The organism is Paraburkholderia flava, assembly GCF_004359985.1.
Lineage (GTDB): Bacteria > Pseudomonadota > Gammaproteobacteria > Burkholderiales > Burkholderiaceae > Paraburkholderia > Paraburkholderia flava.
In genome coordinates, this window is record NZ_SMRO01000002.1 from 485,240 (window position 1) to 504,180 (window position 18,941).

Consider the following 18,941-nt stretch of genomic DNA (forward strand, 5'->3'; position numbering starts at 1 on the left):
CCCGACAGCATCGGCTAACCTCAGGAGAGTAGTTTCGCTTTCAACTCTTCGAACATGTCGGCAAGCGGCCCCGTGAACACCCCGTTCGTTGAAAAATAGCTGAACGAGGCGCGCGCTGACTCGACGACGTGATACCCGGTGCCGCCGCCAGAGCCCGTCAGAATGTGCGGCTCTACCAACTGGCGTTTGAAGGCGTTGATGATTTTGTCCTTGTGGATGGACATCGAAATAGGACCACGGGACAAGCTTTTGTCTTCAACCGTTTTTACGCCTAGGCCATCTTTGGGAATAAATTTGGTGACAACGTGTGCAATGTCGATCTTCAGGTCGTCGGCCGAATACTGTCGTTTCCCCGACCTAACCGTCTCTGCTCCGATCGCATGTTTTGCCGTGGCATCAAACAGGCAACTGTTCATAAACGAGGCGAGCCCAAAACCGCTGCACGCGGCAATCAAGCCACCGTTGAACCGGCAATGGTTGAAACTTGAGCCTTCCGACAATGTACAGTTTGCCCAGCTGACTTGATCAAAAACACAATCAACGAACTCCACGTCCGAAAAATCGAAGCGCGCCAACGAGCCACTAAAGTACAGATGTTCAAACTTGGAGCTCGGAAAGAGTGCCATGAGGAATTCGGCGCGGTCGCGATGGCTTTTCCCCTGACCGAGCAGGCGACTTGTGGTCGTGAGCGCTGTCATCGTTGCCAGTGAGGCTAAGTTGCCGGTCGCGTGATCCGTTTTTGGAGCGGTTGAACACCCCAGCAATGCCTTGATTACAGTCTTCGTTTGGTCGACTGCCTTCTCCTCGGGGAACTTTTCAAACAATTGCTCGACGACAGCGGACGCTACGTCCGCCTGAAGTTGTAAATCGAATCGAGTCGCGCCAGCGAAGGCCTCGAGTGCGCGCGCATTGATTGACGTCGCCGATAGCGCGGTTAGCTGCTCCGCGAGCAGGTTGAACCATATTTGCTCTTGCACGAATGCCCATCCACGCTTCGTGTCATATCGGATTAGAGGATGGTCCTTCAGCTTGCCGGTGCTTGAAGCTAGTGCGTTGGCGTCGGTATCGGAAAGATTGGCGGCGCCTTGTATTACCAGTGCCAGAATTTCGGGCGAAGGCGGGTCGCCTTTCACTATGAACTCAGCGAATTCTCGGAACGCGGCAACTTGCTCGCTTGCCGACATGGGTAGCTTCTGCCGTTTTTGCTCCCGTTCGCATAGCGCTTCCACCATCCAGCTAAATACTGTTCGCCCGTTGAGCTGGAAGGCCGCCAACGTGTAGTCACGATCGACTAGGTCCGCGATTAGCGACAGGAAAAAACCACGCCCGACGAAATCAGTCGAGTTGCCTTTGACCTTCTCACGAAGAGCGCGGAATAATTGAATAGAACTCTGCGCCTTCACAGCGTCCTTCGAGAAGCGCTGATTAAAATACTTGATCGCGTTATTCTCGTCGAAAGGCATAATCTTGAATATATGCCGGGCGCGTTCATTTATCTGAGCTTCACTGTCAACAACCTCCGACTCCCAGAATGATGTCCTTGAGCTGACCAAGATTCTGGTTCCAGTTGCATCAGATAATTCCTGCAAGCTGCGGATGGTGTCGACCGCCTCGACGGTTCCCTTGTTCCAAAGGATGAATTCGTCTAGGCCGTCAAAGATAATCCGGAAGAGACCAGTTCGCAGAGCAACGCGCAAAAAGTCTTCCTCGGCACCGTCAATCCAACCAATCGGTGCTTCAAAGAACCGGAACGAATGAACAATGGTCTTCCATAAAGAGGCGATTTCGTCCTGCTGCATTTTATGCCACTGTTCTGAATGCACGTAGATCGGGATCGTGTTCTTCTTTGCGCATTCATTCGCAAGATATCTCGTCATGAAGGTCTTGCCTTGGCCCGGCTCGCCCAATAATACGCCCAAAGTCCCATTGAAAAGATCACCTTTCAGATCGGGATCGAGAAGGAAAGTGCGGGCCGGGTTTGGCAGATGACGAATGAAACCCTCGCTCACCTCGATCTTTGGATCGACATAGTTTTTATGGTCGAGTGCGCGAATTTTTGCGAGGTATAGTTCGGTGTTGTTTTGAATAAAGCATTTGAAATAATCCGTGAGCGACAAAACGCTCATTGCTTTGCTCTCAAAACTTTTTAACACCGCTTGACTTCGATTGAGAAGCGAGTCCGCGTAGACTACCTGAATTTGGGATTTGTCAGGGAGCTTGGTCAGCAAAGATCGCGCTCGACGAGTCCCCTCCATCGTTGCGCCGGATAACACATATAAAATGTGTACCTGATTTCGTATGCCGCCCATCTCAAAGGAGGCGGAATACAGTTCCCAAAAGCCTTTCTCCTCATCGACCGGGCGATCTTGTATCTTTACTGTCCCGATTCGATTCACAAGTTTCGCTACGTCGGCGAAGTGTAGTTGGTCCATTTTATAGTGACATTGAAAGTTATCGTGGGAAGGCGGCATTTCGCCGTCTTCGCGGGGCGAGATGAACGAAGTTACTTTGCGGCAAACGGAACGATCCCTCGTCGCAACGAATGCCGGTGTATCACGCGCAACCCTTGTGTATGAATATAACGCATTCGGCCTAATACGAGCCAAGCTTCACGTATTTGGGTGCAACGGCGACGACGTCGCCCTGAGCCTGAAACTACTGCGGCTGTGAGGCCTGCGGCGTTTCACCACAACCTTAGCAGCATCAAACAGCATCGAAAGTTCAGAGCGGCGGCTGGCTGAAGCCAAATGATATTGGCGGCCCAACGGCATCCCCTCCTCGGGCATCAAGATGCGGTAATGAATCGTCCGATTTTCTACCGTCTGGGAGCGGGCCACCCAATGGTAAGAAACTCCTTGTAAACCAATTGATTTCCTGGCATCCTGGCTTCCACCATTGATTACCGGGGTTGCTGATGTCCCGAACGTTCCTGTATGCCCGCGTTTCCACCGCCGGACAGACCACGGATAACCAGCTAGTCGAAGCCCGGAGCGCGGGTTTCGCCATCCTGCCACGCCATACGGTCGCCGAGACGATCTCGGGCAGCGTCCCGGCGTCTGAGCGCCCGGGCTTCTCGAAGCTGCTGGAACGGCTGGACGAGGGCGATACGCTCGTCGTGACCAAACTTGACCGACTGGGCCGCAATGCGTCTGACGTGTTGGCGAACGTCGAACGACTTTCCGCGATGGGCGTACATCTTCATTGTCTTGCGTTGTCGGGCGTTGATTTGACCAGCGCGTCGGGCAGGCTACATATGACGGTTCTAACGGCGGTTGCTCAGTTCGAGCGGGACCTGCTTATCGAGCGTACGCACGCCGGGCTGGCTCGGGCAAAGGCGGAGGGAAAGAAGCTTGGGCGTCGGGATTCGCTGAACGAAAAGCAGAAGACGGAGATTCGAGCCAAGCGGATACAGGGCGTGTCAATCCGTGAACTGGCGAAAGAGTATGGTGTTTCGCATCCCACGATATTGAAAGCTGCGCAGCATGGCTAGATTGTGAGTTTGAGCGAACGCGATTTGGCAGTCGGCGACGTGAACGTCGCTTCGGTACTCGTTGCTTCAGGAGGCCGTCGTCGACCCGTATGCGACGTTCGCTTTTCTACAAAGCGGACGTTCACAAATCGAATGTGAGCTACGCACGGTTGCCGGGAAACAACGAGACAACTTTAGTCCTCGAGCGGAGTACGAGGAATCGCTCCTGATTCAAATTGATCAACCTGTCCAAACAGCTCGACTTCCTTGCCGTCGATGACAATTCCCGAACCATCGGGACACGCGTAGAGGTTCGGGATAGCAGAAGACAATATCAACTGATCCTTGGTAACACTCGCAGAATCGAAGTGCGGCCAAAAGTGGAAATCTACAAGACCAAGCCCTACGTTATCCATCAACTGGCTGTCACGAACATCGCCGCACAGCAATGCTGAGTTCACACTTGGTGTCATCAAGATAGCGCCCGCGCTTACCCCAATCAGCACCCCACCTTCGGATACGTATCGAGCCAGGAGCGGCAGTACTCTCCGTCGCTTCATCCACGACAAGAACGAGAACGTATTTCCGCCAGAAAGATGGATGGCGTCGCATGACAGCAGCGTCGACCACTCTGCCTCCGATGTGTCTTGATTGGGGTCGACGTACACGGCCAAATTCGCGCCAATCTCGGCGTAATAGTCAGCTTTACGGCGGAAGTAGGCGCGCTCAGGATCGTTTGTTGCAGGGATATATCCAATCCTCGGCTGCGATCGCCCGATCAACCGTAGAACACGCGCATCCATTTGCTCATTAGCTGGAGTCTCCTGGTCACTGTACAACGCCAGTTTTCGATGGAAAGACATACGACTCTGATTCGTTTCGTAATGATTGAATGTCTCTGTCGGCTGCGCGGCGCGCCTGCGTGTTTCACGGGAGTTCATCCCTGTGATTGTCAGCAGGCTTCAGCTTTCGGAAGTGACTTCACGGCTCCCACGAGGGCGGCAGGTTAGTCGTGACAACTGCACAGCTCGAATTCGTGGCCCTCAGGGTCGCTTAGGACAATGCTCTTCATGGTCTCGTCATTTAACCCATCGAGAACGACTGTTGCCCCGAGAGTCCTGGCGCGATCCAGAAATGTATGCAAGGCAGATACATCGACTTCGAACACCGGTACGCATCCGCTACCGGCAAACTCATCGCCAAAATCGTTCAGCAATAACCCGAAGCCGACTTCGCCCAGCGTAAACTCCGTCCACCTCTCCGACTTGCAGTTCGGCGACCGCTCTAACAGGTTTCCCCAGAACGTCGTGGCCTGCCCCATGTCCTTCACTTTCAAATAAGTGGTTCTGATTCGCATCGAATGCTCCGGGAATGAGTCTCGCAAGGCACCGCAAGTAATAGAGGTTCAAAAATACGATGCGAATGATTGTCGACGATCTACATTCCAGTGTCGAACGGCCGAAAGTGGCCGCGTGCTGCCCGACGCGTCGGGCGCAAGTCGACCCGTTTGAGTCACTCAGTCAGCATCGGTGCCGGTCCGCTGTCTCGCCGATATGAGACATTCGCACCCGCTTGCTCGCGATCATCGTCGGCGGTCCGCCTGTCGTGCCGACGTGGCTGGGGACAATGCGGTCAATGATTAGCCGATTGCCGATACAATCGCCCGGACATCTTGTTTGTGGACGGGGCGAAATGAAGAAGATGGCAATAGCGACCATATTCCTTATCGTGAGCGGCGCGGCGGCAGCGTTCGACGTGGACGGTTATCGATCTGGTATGACGCCCGCCGAAGTCGCGGCAATTGCGCAGCGAAAAGGGTTGGAGATGTGGCAGATGCCAAATATGCCTGGCGATTGGGCAATCGGCATTCGAGCGCAGTACCGCGTTGATGCCACCTTCGCTTTTTGCGCGCCGACGGGCCTCGTTGCCTACATGCACTCGCTCGACCCCGACAATGCCTATGTACCGGCTGTCGAACGTGCAATTGCGGCGTGGGGACAACCAAAAGTCAGCGTCCGGCGCGAAGTCTGGACGGGGCCGGGAGGCGGCGACGTCGAATCAATCGACATGCTTTGGAAGCGCAGTGACGGGACCGAGCTTTCCGTGTCGTTCGGGCCCGAAGGCAGGGATGGCAAAGGCGCGCTTCGCTACAACCGGGGCGCGTCAATTAGCTACGTAGACCGCCTCCGTACCTGTGCGGCGCGCTGACCATCAAGGCGGAGCGCTATGACGAAGCCCGAACCGGCGCGCGCTGCCGCGAATGTGATCCTCGAAAATTATGAACGGTTGATCGGGCGCGCGAACGTCGCGGACTCCGGTGAAGCGCGTATTGGCGCTTGCCTCACGCTGACGATCTTCGAACAGTTCCGTTCGGCGTTGTGCCTAGTCGATTCCGGGCTTGCGAGCCATGCGGCGGGACCGATCCGTTCAATGCTTGAAGGTGTCGCCGACCTGATGAACCTGACGGCGAACGCGGAATATCTCGATCAACTGCGTTACGAGAACGCCCGCGCAAACGTCGCGCTGTTCAACGAAATTTCGCGGCTTGACAACGTACCGGAAGACATCGCTGCAACGCTGGCCCGCTGGATTGCGCGCGAAGAACCTATTCGCAAGGAACTACGGAAGGCTGGATTCGACAAGCTTGCCATCGAAGCGAAACTGAGCCGCGCTGATCTTGGCGAAGCCTATGTTCAGTACCGGATTCTTTGCTCGTTCGTGCATACGAGCATCACAAGCATGATCGCGCGTCACGCGGGTCGCGAGCGCATGACGGAACTCGGTTATTGCCGCCCGGCTGATCCGCCTGTTGTCGGCATGCTGCTGATGATCGCAGTCGATCTGCTGGTGCGCGCCGGGTCGGAACTGCACCGCTTCACGGACATCGGCGAGGGCGAAGCGAACGCAGTCGCGGAAGAGGCGAAGCGGGTCTGGGAAAAGGGACAGGCCGAAGACGGCACGTGACATGAAATGCGGGCCGCCACCCATCCCACGTGAGGTTCCCCGGGGTTAGGAAACTGACGTGGTCAAATAACCGAAACGCGTCGAATTTCAGCCAGTCACCACCGTTGAGCGAGCGTCGCTTCATGGTCGTAACTGGTCTATCGATCGGTATTTCGCACGCTATGCGCCGACCCGTGGCCTCACGAAGCTCATCGTCCTGTCAAAAGATAACAGGACCGAAATCCAGAGTTGCCTGTTTCGCTGGGGACGAACGCCGACCGCGTATCGATCAGGCAAGACTCGAAATGAGATAGCATCCACACGTGGCCTGGTGGCCGTGCCGCGCAATCGGGATGCCTTTTGACGGATGCCCGCGTGGTGCTCTGGCTCTCCCAGAATCGCCGTGATTACCTGACCGAATTCAAGAAAATCGCGGAGATCAAGACGTTACCGGCGGGCGAGGATATGGGTGAGGCATAAGATTAGTATGCACACGTTGTTAGTTCCCGGCAGCCGGTCCAAATAGAAGAACACCTGGTCCTCGATTGGCAACGCAATAAAGCGAGTTGGCTGCAGCTACCTCGCTCTCGTCCAGCATCCGCCCTACATGAAGAGGGAGGTACTCATTTGGCATATTTTGTGCGCACCTGATCTGGATTATCTAGAAGACTCCCCGCTAAAAGGGGGCGTTGATGGATAAAACAGTCGATCGTCTTCGGGTGAATGTCAAATCTCGTGAGAAAGCTTTCCTGTTCTTACTCGGCCTCCGGTAATTTGATATTCTCTGACGAATTGGCATAACCCCCGTCAATATAATCCCGGGCTAATGCCGCTACGTCGTTAAAAAGCCTGAGAGACCTACGATGAATCTCGCCGATTCACTGCGCGCCCTGTCGGCCGCAGCGCTTGATCCCGATAACCGTCCTGCTCGTCTCGGCTTCGGGGGCGCGCAACGCGCACTTGAACGTCAGCTCGTGCTCCAGCATGCGGATATCCGCGAAGGCTTCATGACCGGGATTGCCGGTCAGTTGACCTGTCTGTCGCCCCGCGCCGACCTTCCCGCCAAAAGCCTGATTGGTCTTCCTGTCTCGGTCCAGATCACGACCGATCAGGGGCGGCTGCACGCCATCAACGCCATCGTCACCAGTGTCCGAGCAGGCCAGTCAGATGGTGCGCTGTCGTGCTATAGCCTCACCATCCGGGATGCTCTCTCGCTGATGGAGCAGGGTAAAAACCGGCGCATCTTCCGTCAGAAGAGCCTCCCCGACATTTTGCAGGTTCTGCTCGGCGAGCTGCGTCAGCGTAGTGCGGCGATGGCGCGCGCATTCGACTTCGATCTGTCGGGCCTGAACCGGAACCGCTATCCCCCACGCGAATTCGTTCAACAGGCCAACGAATCAACGGCGCATTTCATTCGCAGACTGTTGCGACGTGACGGCGTAACGGTCTTCGTCAAGGCGGGCACGTCCGGTCAACAGGGCAGCGGGCAGGACGGCAGCACGCCCGTCCATACGCTGGTGTTCTGCGACGACCCGATGCGTCTTTCGCAAGGTCCAGCCTCGACGGTGCGTTATCACCAGCGCGATGCCGGTACCGAAGAGCGCGACACGATCACGCTCTTCGCGATCACTCACAGCCTGACCACGGGTGTCATTAACCGCCAGTCGTGGGACTACAAGCCTGCCCGCATGCTGGAGACGCAGATGACCACGACCGTCGATCACGGCGAGTCGGGCAATGACCTCGCACGCATACTGGCGGATTACGTAATCGATGTGCCGCACGCCGGTGACTCAACGGCAGACCTCGACCGCATCGGCCATGACCGGATGCTTGCACATGAAGCGCAGGCAGAACGCGTCGACGGCGTAAGCGGTGTGCGCGATCTCGCAGTCGGTACGTGGTTCCAGCTGGTCAATCACCCTGAAGTCGATCAGCTTCCCGCTGAACAACGCCAGTTCGTGGTTACCTCGCTGCATCACGATGTCTGGAACAACCTCCCCGCGGACCTGAACGACCGGGCAAGTGCACTGCTCGATGTCAGTCGGGCTATTTTCCAGCAACCTGCTTCGCCTGCATCCAGCAAAGGTGAGAAGACGGGAAATGCCGCAGACCGCCGTTACACGAACACGTTTTCGTGTGTCCGCCGGGGCGTGCCGCTCACGCCTGCCTTTGATCCGAACATCGATCTGCCGCGCGTGCATCCGATCACGGCGCTCGTCGTTGCGCCTGAGAATGAAGAAGTCTTCATCGACGAGCTGGGACGCGTCTACGTGCAGATTCCGGGGCTGAATCCGGCCGATCATGAGCATGCGCAGGGGGCGGGGACAAACGGCACGCCCGCTGACAGCGCACCCGTGCGGGTAGCCTGCGCAATGGCGGGCGCAACCTTCGGCGTCAATATCCCGTTGCGCGCGGGAATGGAAGTGATTCTGGATCACCTCAATGGCGACCCCGACCGTCTGGTCATCACAGGGGTGCTGTCGAACGGCCAGAACCGCCCAGCGGCATTCAACCACGTGAGCGCGCTGCCTAAACACTCCTACGTGTCCGGGATGAAAACGAAGGAGTTTCAGGGTCAACGCTATAACCAGTTACGGTTCATCGATGCTCCGCAGAGAATCAGCAGCCAGCTTGGTAGCGAGCACGCGCTGAGCGAACTGAACCTGGGACAGTTGACGCACCTGCAATCCGATGGTCTGGGCAATGCCCGTGGCGAAGGGGCCGAATTGCGTACAGAGGCCGCCGCCGCAGTGCGTGCCGCCATGGGCATCCTGCTGACGACGTACACGCAAAACCAGCCGGGCGGGCATCACCTCGAACATGCAGGGATCGAGCGATTGACAGGTGCGTGTCTCGAACTCTTCAAGGCCATGAGCGATTACACCGGACAGCACGGGGGACAGGCCGCCGACACGAAAGGCCAGACCGACGTCACTACGAGCCTCAAGAACTGGGAGACGGGTGCCACAACGGGTTCCGGCAACGCATCCTCCGGCAGCAGCGCATCCGCTATCGTGGCGATCGGGGCCGAGGCCGGTATGGTGACCACGACGCCGAAAACACACGTGACCTACGCGGGCGAGAACATCGACCAGGTTTCGCAGCAGCATCTGCAGTTGCTGGCGGGCCAGCGGCTCAATGCAATGGCCGGTCAGGGGGTCCACGTATTCGCGCGCGGCCAGGGGTTTCAGGCAATCGCGGGCGAGGGTCCCGTAACGCTGCAGGCGCAGTCAGATGTGCTGACGGCCAACGCGCAGAAAGGCGTCCAGATCAGCACCAACGCGGGTGACGTCAAGGTCACAGGCCCGACCATCTCGCTTATTGCCGAAGACGGCAGCTACGTGAAAGTTGGCGGGGGTGGCATCACGTTCGGTACGAACGGAGCGATCAAGCTGTTGTCGGCCTCGCATCAATGGGGCGGTCCGTCGACCGAACAGGCTGCTAAAACGCCGTTCAACAACCTGCCAACCGATCAGCGCTTCCGGGTGCACTACCCTGGCGACACACCGGAGACAGCTGCGGCCGCTGCGAACAAGCCGTATCGCATCACGATGGACGACGGCAGCGTCAAGGAAGGCGTCACCGATGCGAACGGGCTGACTGATGTGGTCAAGGACGACGCGATGCGCATCCTCAAGATCGATCTTTTGAAGCCATCGCTTTGAACAGGGAGCACAAAGAATCATGGCCGACAGCAGCCAGCCTCAGAAACAGCACGTCGTAGGTCAGGATGCGGGCATCACGCATGCAAACCGCGCGGGCGACAAACAGGTTCCATACCCACCGGACCGTCCTGGCGTCGTGATTTTCCTGCACGGTGTGAACGACCCCGGCGGCAACTACGATCATATTGAGCTGGGGATGTGTGAAGGTCTCAACGAACGCCTTAGTCGCAAGGACCTGATGCCGGGTGAGTACGGTGCGGCCTTCAACGCTGCCAAGGATTTAACGTATAAAGACCCAACCTTCGACCGGGTAAAGGACATCAAATACGATCCCGACACTTATCTTTATCAACGCACCGAGATCACGGAAGGACCGAAGAAAACCAACAGCATGTTCATCCCGTTCTACTGGGGGTATCGCGCGGCGCCGGATGAAATCAAGGGCGGTGACAAGAACCCGACGACGCTGCGCGGGCAGTACCAGGACATTAACGGTAACCGCCTGAGCAAGCACTTCGCGAAGGGCGGCGGCATGTTCAACAATGCGACGACCAACATCCCCGCGATGTTCGATCATGGCTGGTATGGCAATCCGGTGAATGATATTGCAGGGGCCATGATGAGCGACTATCAGTACAGCAGCGATAGTCCGAGTCGACATTATTACGTGCTCGCTGCCCAGCGTCTGGCCATGCTCGTGCATGAAATCCGCAGGGTTGATCCGGGCGAAACGATCACCATCATGGCTCATAGCCAGGGCACCGTGATCACATTGCTCGCGCAGGCCTTTCTGGCAGAGACCAACAAGGAGCCGTGCGCGGATTGCGTGATCATGGTCGATTCGCCTTACAGCCTGACTGAGCCGTCTGTCGCGCAGGTAGCCCAACCGAGCGCGACACCCTATACCTTGCGTGGCAAGCTGAACACGTTGATCAATATCGTCCAGGCCGTGACGACGACGCCCAATAAAAATCCGAATCTTGACGAACTGGAGCCAGCCAATCCGTTGCACGGTGGCCGCACGGGCAAGGGCTGGTCACAGAAACAGGCGACCCGGCTGGACAAGGACGGTTCCACTCACGTATTTGCGGAACGTGATAACCGGGGGAAAGTGTATTTATATTTTTGCCCCGAGGATACGACTGTCGGGTTAATGACTATCAAGGGGATCGGTACATACGGTGTCCCCGATACTGTTGAGGAACAATGGGCGGGGAAACATTCGACTGCGGCTACTGTTGCTGGAGCCTTGTTTGGCGGGCCAGTCGGTGGATACTTTGGGAACAAGGCGGCGGCCAACAAGAAAACGTGGCCCGCGATGGATACGTTACAGCATCATCGATTTTTCCAGCGGCTCTGGAGCAAGGGGGGCAATATGAAAGACGGGAAACCCCCTCTCGTCGGCAAGCCGCTGCCCGATTGTATCGAGTACCTCGATGATGGGGGAGCGGGCCAATCGAAGAACCGCCTGATCAACGCGGAGCCCCTCATACCGCCGTACAAGCCAAATCTGTACGGCGACGAAGGCATCACAGGCGATGCCACGCATGCTGGCTACGACAAACCCGATTACGTCTCTCGCGATACCTTGCTGGGTAATCCCAATGCGGTCAAGACGATCCACAGCGTTCCCATCAACGATTTGCCTCCGTCGCTTCTCGGGGCTGGTTACGAAAAAATCATCGCCTGGTTTAACAGCAAGTCACCGGACCCGGAAGACCATACCGATAACGTAAGCGTATCGAGCGGTGGAGCACTCACCTACTATCGAGGAGAAACACCGAACGAGATACGTCAGCGTCTGGAGAAAAAAGACAAGAAATCCTGGGACCAGAATTCGTATCACTCAGCGATACTGCGTGATCCTGACAATATCCGGCGCGTCGCGGCTATGGATGCGGCAATCGGTCAGGCAAAAAGCCTGGATGACCCGGACATGCGCAACCTGTTGATCGCGATCTCTGACTGGAAAATGGACGCCGCTGCGTTTCAGGCGATCAAGAACAACCCATATTACGAACCTCGCCTTGACCAAAGCTCGAAGGGTTTGATTGAGGCATGTTTTCATTACTACACCAAAGGCAAGTTTCCAGATACCCTGGTGCCCAAGACGCCCCCCAAGATGGTCGACGCAGAAACCTTCCGGGATCGCGAGAAACGACAATGACGACCATGTTAACGACGGCTACGCGGCCCGGATTGCGCGTCTATCTCCTATTGCTGACAGGACTGGTGATAGTCTGGGCGTCCTATGTTCTCTTTGGCTCTTACCAATACTGGAAGAGCACCGGCCTTGAGGTCTCCAATATGGGTAGTACGGTTCGTAACGGTGTGCTCGTCATTGTTGGTGTGATGGCGGTAGTGTTCGCGGGCCACTGGATGTGGCGCGGCTCCCAGGCTCCTGGCCTGGCAGCTGTGCTTCCCGTTGCTGCATCTGCTGAAACATCGAGTCCAGTCACATCGAACCCGGAGAAGGCCCGCATTCTCGCCGGAACCGGGCAACAGTACGCGCTGGAAATCCGTGCCGTTGGCCTGGCCGTCACCGGTCGGCATCAGGATACGCTCTGGAAGCAGATTGAGGCGAAGGCTGACAACTACTCTTCGATCTTGTCACGGGAACCCGATCCGAAAGAGTACGGCAAGAATCCAGACGAGCGTCGGATATTTTCCAAAGTCGATACTGGAGCTGCGTTCCGGTACGCAGCAGGCGAAGCGGTCGATCACTGGCCTGTGCCAGTAATCATTCTAGGGCCGCCGAAAGGGAAAGATAGTCCGTATCGGGCTGCCTTCCAAATCTCCGATGCGCGACAGAATGCCGGACTCGGAGTGACAGAATTTCTGTGGCTCGATGACCAGAATGCGAGTAGCGCAGCACCGGCGCTTACGCAGCTCTTCGACTTCTTCGACAAGCATCCAGACGTACCCGCCGCGTTGATTGTGAGCCAGGACGGGATGCAATACCGTTGGGGGCTGCATACTCCGGGTATGCCCAAAGACCCCTTGGGCGCATTCGTTCCACCAGTGCCAGACAGCATGGGCGGACTACTGGTCGCGCGCACGGATCGCGTTGATCATTTCGTGCGTCCGTATGCAGTTCCTGTTCCCGGCGACATCGATAAGACCAAAACCCAATACGACGTCGTCAAGTTGTGGAATTTTTATTGGGCCGAGGACGATAAATTTCAGGAAGAAACCGACAAGGCGGCTGGTGAAACATTTGGTGCAACGACGATGAAAACTGACTGGTGGATATCGAAGCTGCCCGAACTCTGGAAACAGATTGGTAACAAGGGGCCGGGCGATTTCAAGCCGAGTCCCTTCCTTCCCGTGCGGTGGGCAAACTGGCAGGTTGAGGAATTCGATGAGGCCCCGCTGCTCGGCTATCTCCATCGTCCAGTGGAAATCAAGCTGACGGACGCCCACGGCAAACAGCTCAGGCGCGCGGAGCAGGTGGCCGCGTTGCAGGCGGGCTGGAAGGAAGCCATGGCGACGCTGCCCTCCGGTACGAAGCCGACCCGTGTGTTCTACGACACCACGCTGACCCGCGAGTGGACCATTCCGCTTACTCAGGCGCTGCACGGCAACGCGGAAGGCATCGATATCGGCGACGTCAAGGAGGGCTACGACATTGGCCGCCGGATCGGCAACACGGGGGTGAGTTCGGCGCTCGTACAGGTGTGTCTCGCGACGATCGCGAACTATCAGGAAGGCGGCGCAAGTGCGACGGTCAACCTCATGGACAACGGCACGGCCAGCATTGTGATGGTGAGTCCGCCGGACGAAGCGAGCAAGGCGAACAATGCACAGCATCGCGGTGCCGATCCGTTCAAATACCGATCGTCCTGATAGACAGGATGATGGTCAACCGGTGTTGGCGAAGGTCACTGAGAGGGGAAGGCGGTGCGTGGCGTGATTCGGGTAGGAGATTCGACCAGTCATGGCGGTCGCGTGGAAACGGGCCGTGAGAAGTCAACCGTCATGGACCGGGCCGTCGCCTGCGTGGGGGACCACTGCTCCTGTCCAATGGCTGGACACGATCGCTGCGTGATTGTCGAGGGCGACCCCAACGTGACGATTGACGGTGTGGCCGTTGCCTTCGACGGTCACAAAACGTCCTGCGGCGCGACATTGATCTCAAGCGTACCTTCGTCCGGTCGTATTTAACTGCGCGGACAGCGTCATGGAAGAATACGAATTCGGCAGTAGCGATATGCCGGTCCCGGACAAGCCCCCGCGCGGGTCTCCGTATCGGCGGATGGGGGACTGAGTCTGCGTTTCCGGGAAGGCGGCCGGATGAAAATTCCCGGTGGCCCTGATCGAAGTTCCGTGTCGATCTTCCGGACCGTGCTATTCGGTTCTCTCGCGCTGGAGGGACAGCCCGTACGCTGCGTAGGCATTGCGCCGGGGATCGGCGTGAGAATCAGCGCGGGAAGCTTCCGGGCCGTCACCGACGATGAGGTTCTGCACGCTGCGAACGGCATATGGCAGGCGGTTCGCCCGAAACTCGTTGAATGGCTGACCTCGCCGGTCGACCCGGCTGGCCTAAGAATCGTGCTGCGACCGGACATCGAGATCGAGTTTGGTCGCGACGGTCAATATCTTCTGCGGCCCGGCGTCGCACAGATCGACATCGAATATGATCCGGCGTTCGTGGCGTGGTTTGACGCGACGCGCGCCCAGCGCCCGCTGATAGAAACACAGCCCAAGCGCAGCCCCGAACGGACCGCGCAACTCGACCGGATATGCCGCCTCATCGAGACCGCGATCCGCAAGACGGTGCAGGGTGACGATCCATTATATGAGCGCCTGCCTGCCCCTGTGAGATACAGGGCGTCGGGCGCCATCGAAGCCTGGGACCACGTCCGGCAGGCTGCTGGCGAGTGGGGCACCGACTTTCTGCGACGGCTGCGGACTCACCCTGTCCTGCGGTTGATGGATATCTTCCCGGAGTTTATCGACCTCTGGACAGAGCAAATGCCATTCGGGATCGCGGACGACGAGGCGGAGCGGCACGCTGGTCGCAGCATTGTTTGGCAAACCTTCAGTGCACGCGAGGGGGCGCTGTACGAGCCGACCCCGGCGTTGCACCGGTTGCTCGATGCAGCATGGATCGCCGACGATGTGCCAGTCGGCGCGATCCGCCTGCCGACAGATACGATGTGCATCGTGCCCGATCCCTCATGGTGGGGAAGGCGGGACGGAATCGAGTCAGTTGCTCTCTTCTATCATCCCGAGTCGGATAACGGGCATTCGCAGGCGGTGATCAGTTGCGCAACGTGGACTCATCGGCGGGAACCGGAGCGACGCGTCAAGCTGGACGTACTCCAGATTCCGATGGGCAACCCCGATAGAACAATCAAGGAAATTTTTGACGAGGCGGGGCAGTCGCCGGACTCGGCCTTCCCCTCCGATCCGGAAGCCGCGGCACAGGTTCAGAAACATTGGAGCGGCGTGCTCGACTACGTCGTCAAGATGCTGCTGTATTTGACGGTGCGGGAGGCACATGTCGTTCACGACCGGGCCTACAGCGATGCACCGCGGAACTTCAGCGGTCTCGGCAAGCGCAAACGGGCCGAGCGTCTTGCTCAGATCGAGCAGCTTTACGACCGGCATATTGTCGGTCCCGCCATTCTCGACGCGCAGATGGCTGCGCCGTCGCATCCTGACGACGAGGCACACCGTGAGGTTCGCGGACACTGGAGGCGACCGCACTTCAGAATGCAGCCATACGGTCCGAACGGATCGTTGCGCAAGCTTGCCTTTATCGGACCGACGCTGGTACGCCCCGATCGCCTGGGTCTGTAACCGCGACGCACCGCAGGTAGCGGTTCGCGAGCAGACAACAAGCGTTTGGAGCAGGTTTTGGACTGCCAAACACCTGAAAAGCCTGAAAACGTCGATTTTGCTTAAAAAATGAGCAGCGCGACCCGGTTTGGGAGTCGCAAGCGAGCCGGATCGGCGATTATTGCGTCGCAACAATAATTACAATTCTTTCGCTTCAGAAGTGGGAGGGCCATAGCGCCCCCTGCAAGCGATACCCTCTCTTATCCCCTGACCCACGAGTCCGAAGCCGCTGGCGGGCCGGAAAACTCGCCAGAAAACGGTTTCTGGCACTGGGGAAAGCGTCAAAAATGCGTCTGGTCTGTGGAAATGGTAGAAATTGCCGATTACAGATAAATTGATGTGACCCTTAATTTGTTTTGCCGGGTTCGTGCTACATTTTCATCATCAGGGCGGCATTCGCGGCGCAATCTGGTCAAATTTTCGACAAAAATGCGTTTTTATTGCAATCGCCTCGCTGTTGCCTGTGTCCACTTGCGTTACACCTTGAACGGTTCCAGTAACGTCCCCTGTAGTACCTCGCTTTCCTGAAACGCCCCCGCATCAATCTCGCGTTTTCAGAGTTCTCCACTTGCTGAGCCTGTAACCGGAACATTTATCCGGGGATGACGCTCGCCTTCGATATTAATAAGGATACCTGATTATGAAATCCGATATCTCACCCGGTGATTTGTTGCCTCCGCTGTTTCGTCTTGGGCAACTCGTCGCCACGCCCGGCGCAATCGATGTGCTGGACCGAACCGGCACGAACGTCACGACGTTGCTGTGGCGTCACCAGCATGGCGATTTCGGTAGCCTCTGCGAAGCCGATGTCCGACTGAACCGCGAAGCCATCGCTGCGGGCACGCGCATCCTGTCCTGCTACGAGATCGGTGCCTCTCGGGAGCGAGTCTGGATCATCACCGAAGCCGACAGAAGTACCTGCGTGCTCCTGCCGGACGAATACTGATGACACAGTTCATCGTCCAGCGACTTCATCCCCGTCTCAGACTGGGGCGGACGTTACGCGCGGGATCGAAATTCCCGGTTCACTGCTTTCAGGGCGATCTCGATTCGGCGTGTGCGCTGTGGGCGGCATTCAGCGCGTTCGCCATCCTCGGGCGTATTGCCGATCCGGCAACAGTGTCGTCGCGAAAGCGCGGGCAGGAAGCCGCATTGTGGGATCGCGCCGTGCCGTTCTTTTTCACGGGCGTCGATCTGCAGACGCTTGCCGACGAGGTCATTCGGGAAGCTTCCGGTGGAGGTTTGCGACCAACGGTATTCGAAGGCGCTCACAGGGATGTGATCGATTTCTGCGAACGGGAACTGTCGCGTGGACATCTCGTGATTGTTAGCTGGCGCCCGGTCGGACAGGCGCACTGGCATGCCGTGCTGGCCGTGGGTAGCGAGGGCCGTATGCAGGGGCGCAGATTTCAGCCTCACGCGCTGCTGATCCTCGATCCGGCGGAACGCGATGCACCGATGGCGACGTGCAATGCGCGCCTAGATTACGCGAATGCGGTTTCCGGCAAACGTGCCCGGTACGGAACCTACATCACCGCGCGTGACACGCTTTCTGTCGTGATCGACGGCGCGGTGTCGATCCGCGCACGTCCCGCGTCGAAGCCCCCATAGCTACCGCAGACGTCGGCGGTTCGGCTTCTCGGGCTCTGCTGCATTCGCGCGGCGCGTGCCGGTCGGCCGGAGATTGATTTCCAGCGGCTCGAACAGTTTTGCCAACGTCAGGTTCATGCAGTAAGCGAGATTGGCTAGTGTCTCGATCGACGGATTGCCGACGCCGCGCTCGATCGTCGAAACGTAGCTGCGATCAACCAGCGCCTCATGCGCCAATTGCTCCTGCGATTTGTTGGCTTCAATCCGGCATGCCTTCATCCGTTTGCCGAGCGCGGTCGAGATCGAGGTGCCCTTGCGTTTTTGTCTGGGTTTCGCGGTGGCTGTCATGCAGCAAAGAATGCATGTATGACGACTCATAAGCCACGGAGTAAACACGCATTTTTGCTGCGTGTATACACATCAACAAATTTACGCCACAATCCCTCGCGCTTCGGCCTGCGGCGGGTTCACAGGAAGGAAATACAAATGAGTGACGAAAAACCGCGCGACACGGGCGTCGCGCAGGGAGCCACCCTCGATACACCAGCCCGTCCGGATCATCCCGTCCCGCCATCTGGTTACCCCTCCGTTCATGTGTTCGGCATGGGAGAGGCGGGCACCAGGTTGCTCGATGCGCTGGCGCTTGAGCGCAGCGGTGGAAGTATTGAATTCGTCCGTGCGATGCCCTCGGACGATGTACCCGCCAGCTATTGCGCCGACAGCGCGTTTCTCGGCGCGGGCGACGGCGCGGACTCACTGTCCGGCCAGTTCCGCGATACCGATCTGATGCTGGTTCTCGCCGGAGCCGATGACGTAGCCGGGCTTCAGGCCGCGGGAACCATCGCGAGTGCTGCGCAGCGGGCCGGTGCGCGGGTCATCGGCATGGTGGCGCAGGAACGGGCGCAACCCGTCGACCGGCCGACGCTAATGCTCTGCCTGCAGTACGGCGTGGATGCGCTGGTCATCGTGCCGCCCAACCCCGGCGGGTCCGTGCTGGGCTGTCTGCTGGACGCCTACGTTCACGCGACCGCAGTCGGCGTTACTGGAGATGCGGGAGACACGGAGCCGGGCATCCCGGAGGGGGCGGATTACCTCGACGCGAGGGCGATATTCGCCAACCGGACCGTGGCCCGTATCGGGTTCGGTCATGCGGAGGGACGCGAGCGCGGACGCCGGGCAGCCAGTCACGCGATGACGAACGTCGGCAAGCCGCGCATGAAAGAGGTCGCTGGCGTGCTGATCCTTGTTGCCGGTTCGCGAACGATGCGCCTGCGGGAGATTCTGGAGGTGGTCGATGCAGTCGACACAGCCATGGCCCCCGGTGTCGAGCCCCGTCTCGGAGTGCACTACGACAACCGGCTCGGCGACATCTTGCGGGTCACCGTGATCGCCGCTTCCCGCGACGACTGATCCCGTCCAGTTCCAGA

At 58.0% G+C, this 18,941-nt stretch carries 15 protein-coding genes; 11 read left to right on the forward strand and 4 right to left on the reverse strand.

Annotation, left to right across the window (positions count from 1 at the left end):
* Nucleotides 1-20 precede the first annotated feature (20 nt).
* Nucleotides 21-2,432 carry an NACHT domain-containing protein gene (locus E1748_RS13530; RefSeq protein WP_166653561.1) on the reverse strand — a complete coding sequence of 804 codons (2,412 nt, stop codon included), beginning with the start codon at nucleotides 2,430-2,432 and terminating at the stop codon, nucleotides 21-23.
* A 482-nt stretch (nucleotides 2,433-2,914) separates the two neighbouring features.
* Here E1748_RS13530 and E1748_RS13535 point away from each other — a divergent pair, with 482 nt between their 5' ends.
* Nucleotides 2,915-3,490, forward strand: coding sequence for a recombinase family protein (locus E1748_RS13535; protein WP_133647746.1), 576 nt, complete (start codon nucleotides 2,915-2,917; stop codon nucleotides 3,488-3,490).
* Nucleotides 3,491-3,663: 173 nt separating this feature from the next.
* On the opposite strand, the gene E1748_RS13540 is transcribed toward E1748_RS13535, so the two are convergent.
* Together E1748_RS13540 and E1748_RS13545 are read right to left on the reverse strand one after the other, a co-directional pair.
* Complete coding sequence (locus tag E1748_RS13540; protein ID WP_133647747.1) at nucleotides 3,664-4,410, reverse strand: Type 1 glutamine amidotransferase-like domain-containing protein; 747 nt, start codon at nucleotides 4,408-4,410, stop codon at nucleotides 3,664-3,666.
* A gap of 65 nt (nucleotides 4,411-4,475) precedes the next feature.
* Nucleotides 4,476-4,826 (reverse strand): VOC family protein, encoded by a 351-nt coding sequence (locus E1748_RS13545; protein ID WP_133647748.1) that lies wholly within the window; start codon nucleotides 4,824-4,826, stop codon nucleotides 4,476-4,478.
* Between the two features lie 335 nt (nucleotides 4,827-5,161).
* On the opposite strand from E1748_RS13545, the gene E1748_RS13550 reads away from it, so the two are divergent.
* From E1748_RS13550 to E1748_RS13595, 9 genes are all read left to right on the forward strand, one after another.
* Nucleotides 5,162-5,677, forward strand: a complete 516-nt coding sequence (locus E1748_RS13550) for a hypothetical protein (RefSeq protein ID WP_133647749.1) — start codon at nucleotides 5,162-5,164, stop codon at nucleotides 5,675-5,677.
* Between the two features lie 18 nt (nucleotides 5,678-5,695).
* Nucleotides 5,696-6,433, forward strand: a complete 738-nt coding sequence (locus E1748_RS13555; protein WP_133647750.1) for a DUF5677 domain-containing protein — start codon at nucleotides 5,696-5,698, stop codon at nucleotides 6,431-6,433.
* Nucleotides 6,434-7,275: 842 nt separating this feature from the next.
* Complete coding sequence (locus E1748_RS13565; RefSeq protein WP_133647751.1) at nucleotides 7,276-10,080, forward strand: type VI secretion system Vgr family protein; 2,805 nt, start codon at nucleotides 7,276-7,278, stop codon at nucleotides 10,078-10,080.
* Between the two features lie 19 nt (nucleotides 10,081-10,099).
* A complete protein-coding gene (locus E1748_RS13570; RefSeq protein ID WP_133647752.1) occupies nucleotides 10,100-12,247 on the forward strand; it encodes a T6SS effector phospholipase Tle3 domain-containing protein in 2,148 nt (715 codons plus the stop codon).
* Nucleotides 12,244-13,926, forward strand: coding sequence for a type VI lipase adapter Tla3 domain-containing protein (locus tag E1748_RS13575; protein ID WP_166653562.1), 1,683 nt, complete (start codon nucleotides 12,244-12,246; stop codon nucleotides 13,924-13,926). Before E1748_RS13570 ends, E1748_RS13575 begins: the two co-directional genes overlap by 4 nt.
* Nucleotides 13,927-13,980: 54 nt before the next feature.
* Nucleotides 13,981-14,244, forward strand: a complete 264-nt coding sequence (locus E1748_RS13580) for a PAAR domain-containing protein (RefSeq protein ID WP_133647753.1) — start codon at nucleotides 13,981-13,983, stop codon at nucleotides 14,242-14,244.
* Nucleotides 14,245-14,373: 129 nt separating this feature from the next.
* On the forward strand, nucleotides 14,374-15,885 hold the full coding sequence (locus E1748_RS13585; RefSeq protein WP_240766605.1) for an AcrVA2 family anti-CRISPR protein: 1,512 nt from the start codon (nucleotides 14,374-14,376) through the stop codon (nucleotides 15,883-15,885).
* A gap of 679 nt (nucleotides 15,886-16,564) precedes the next feature.
* Nucleotides 16,565-16,870 carry a hypothetical protein gene (locus E1748_RS13590; RefSeq protein ID WP_133647754.1) on the forward strand — a complete coding sequence of 102 codons (306 nt, stop codon included), beginning with the start codon at nucleotides 16,565-16,567 and terminating at the stop codon, nucleotides 16,868-16,870.
* Nucleotides 16,870-17,535: a hypothetical protein gene (locus tag E1748_RS13595; protein ID WP_240766607.1), complete on the forward strand. Its 666-nt coding sequence runs from the start codon at nucleotides 16,870-16,872 to the stop codon at nucleotides 17,533-17,535. The genes E1748_RS13590 and E1748_RS13595 overlap by 1 nt, the downstream gene beginning before the upstream one ends.
* Here E1748_RS13595 and E1748_RS13600 read toward each other — a convergent pair whose 3' ends face one another.
* Nucleotides 17,536-17,862, reverse strand: a complete 327-nt coding sequence (locus E1748_RS13600) for a helix-turn-helix domain-containing protein (protein ID WP_240766609.1) — start codon at nucleotides 17,860-17,862, stop codon at nucleotides 17,536-17,538.
* Between the two features lie 138 nt (nucleotides 17,863-18,000).
* On the opposite strand from E1748_RS13600, the gene E1748_RS13605 reads away from it, so the two are divergent.
* A complete protein-coding gene (locus E1748_RS13605; protein ID WP_166653563.1) occupies nucleotides 18,001-18,924 on the forward strand; it encodes an FtsZ/tubulin family protein in 924 nt (307 codons plus the stop codon).
* Nucleotides 18,925-18,941 lie beyond the last annotated feature (17 nt).

Bases quoted from the DNA above. Each gene is read 5' to 3' on its own strand.
- E1748_RS13530 (WP_166653561.1), bottom strand. From the start codon at position 2,432: ATGGACCAACTACACTTCGCCGACGTAGCGAAACTTGTGAATCGAATC.
- E1748_RS13535 (WP_133647746.1), top strand. From the start codon at position 2,915: ATGTCCCGAACGTTCCTGTATGCCCGCGTTTCCACCGCCGGACAGACC.
- E1748_RS13540 (WP_133647747.1), bottom strand. From the start codon at position 4,410: ATGAACTCCCGTGAAACACGCAGGCGCGCCGCGCAGCCGACAGAGACA.
- E1748_RS13545 (WP_133647748.1), bottom strand. From the start codon at position 4,826: ATGCGAATCAGAACCACTTATTTGAAAGTGAAGGACATGGGGCAGGCC.
- E1748_RS13550 (WP_133647749.1), top strand. From the start codon at position 5,162: ATGAAGAAGATGGCAATAGCGACCATATTCCTTATCGTGAGCGGCGCG.
- E1748_RS13555 (WP_133647750.1), top strand. From the start codon at position 5,696: ATGACGAAGCCCGAACCGGCGCGCGCTGCCGCGAATGTGATCCTCGAA.
- E1748_RS13565 (WP_133647751.1), top strand. From the start codon at position 7,276: ATGAATCTCGCCGATTCACTGCGCGCCCTGTCGGCCGCAGCGCTTGAT.
- E1748_RS13570 (WP_133647752.1), top strand. From the start codon at position 10,100: ATGGCCGACAGCAGCCAGCCTCAGAAACAGCACGTCGTAGGTCAGGAT.
- E1748_RS13575 (WP_166653562.1), top strand. From the start codon at position 12,244: ATGACGACCATGTTAACGACGGCTACGCGGCCCGGATTGCGCGTCTAT.
- E1748_RS13585 (WP_240766605.1), top strand. From the start codon at position 14,374: ATGAAAATTCCCGGTGGCCCTGATCGAAGTTCCGTGTCGATCTTCCGG.
- E1748_RS13590 (WP_133647754.1), top strand. From the start codon at position 16,565: ATGAAATCCGATATCTCACCCGGTGATTTGTTGCCTCCGCTGTTTCGT.
- E1748_RS13595 (WP_240766607.1), top strand. From the start codon at position 16,870: ATGACACAGTTCATCGTCCAGCGACTTCATCCCCGTCTCAGACTGGGG.
- E1748_RS13600 (WP_240766609.1), bottom strand. From the start codon at position 17,862: ATGACAGCCACCGCGAAACCCAGACAAAAACGCAAGGGCACCTCGATC.
- E1748_RS13605 (WP_166653563.1), top strand. From the start codon at position 18,001: ATGAGTGACGAAAAACCGCGCGACACGGGCGTCGCGCAGGGAGCCACC.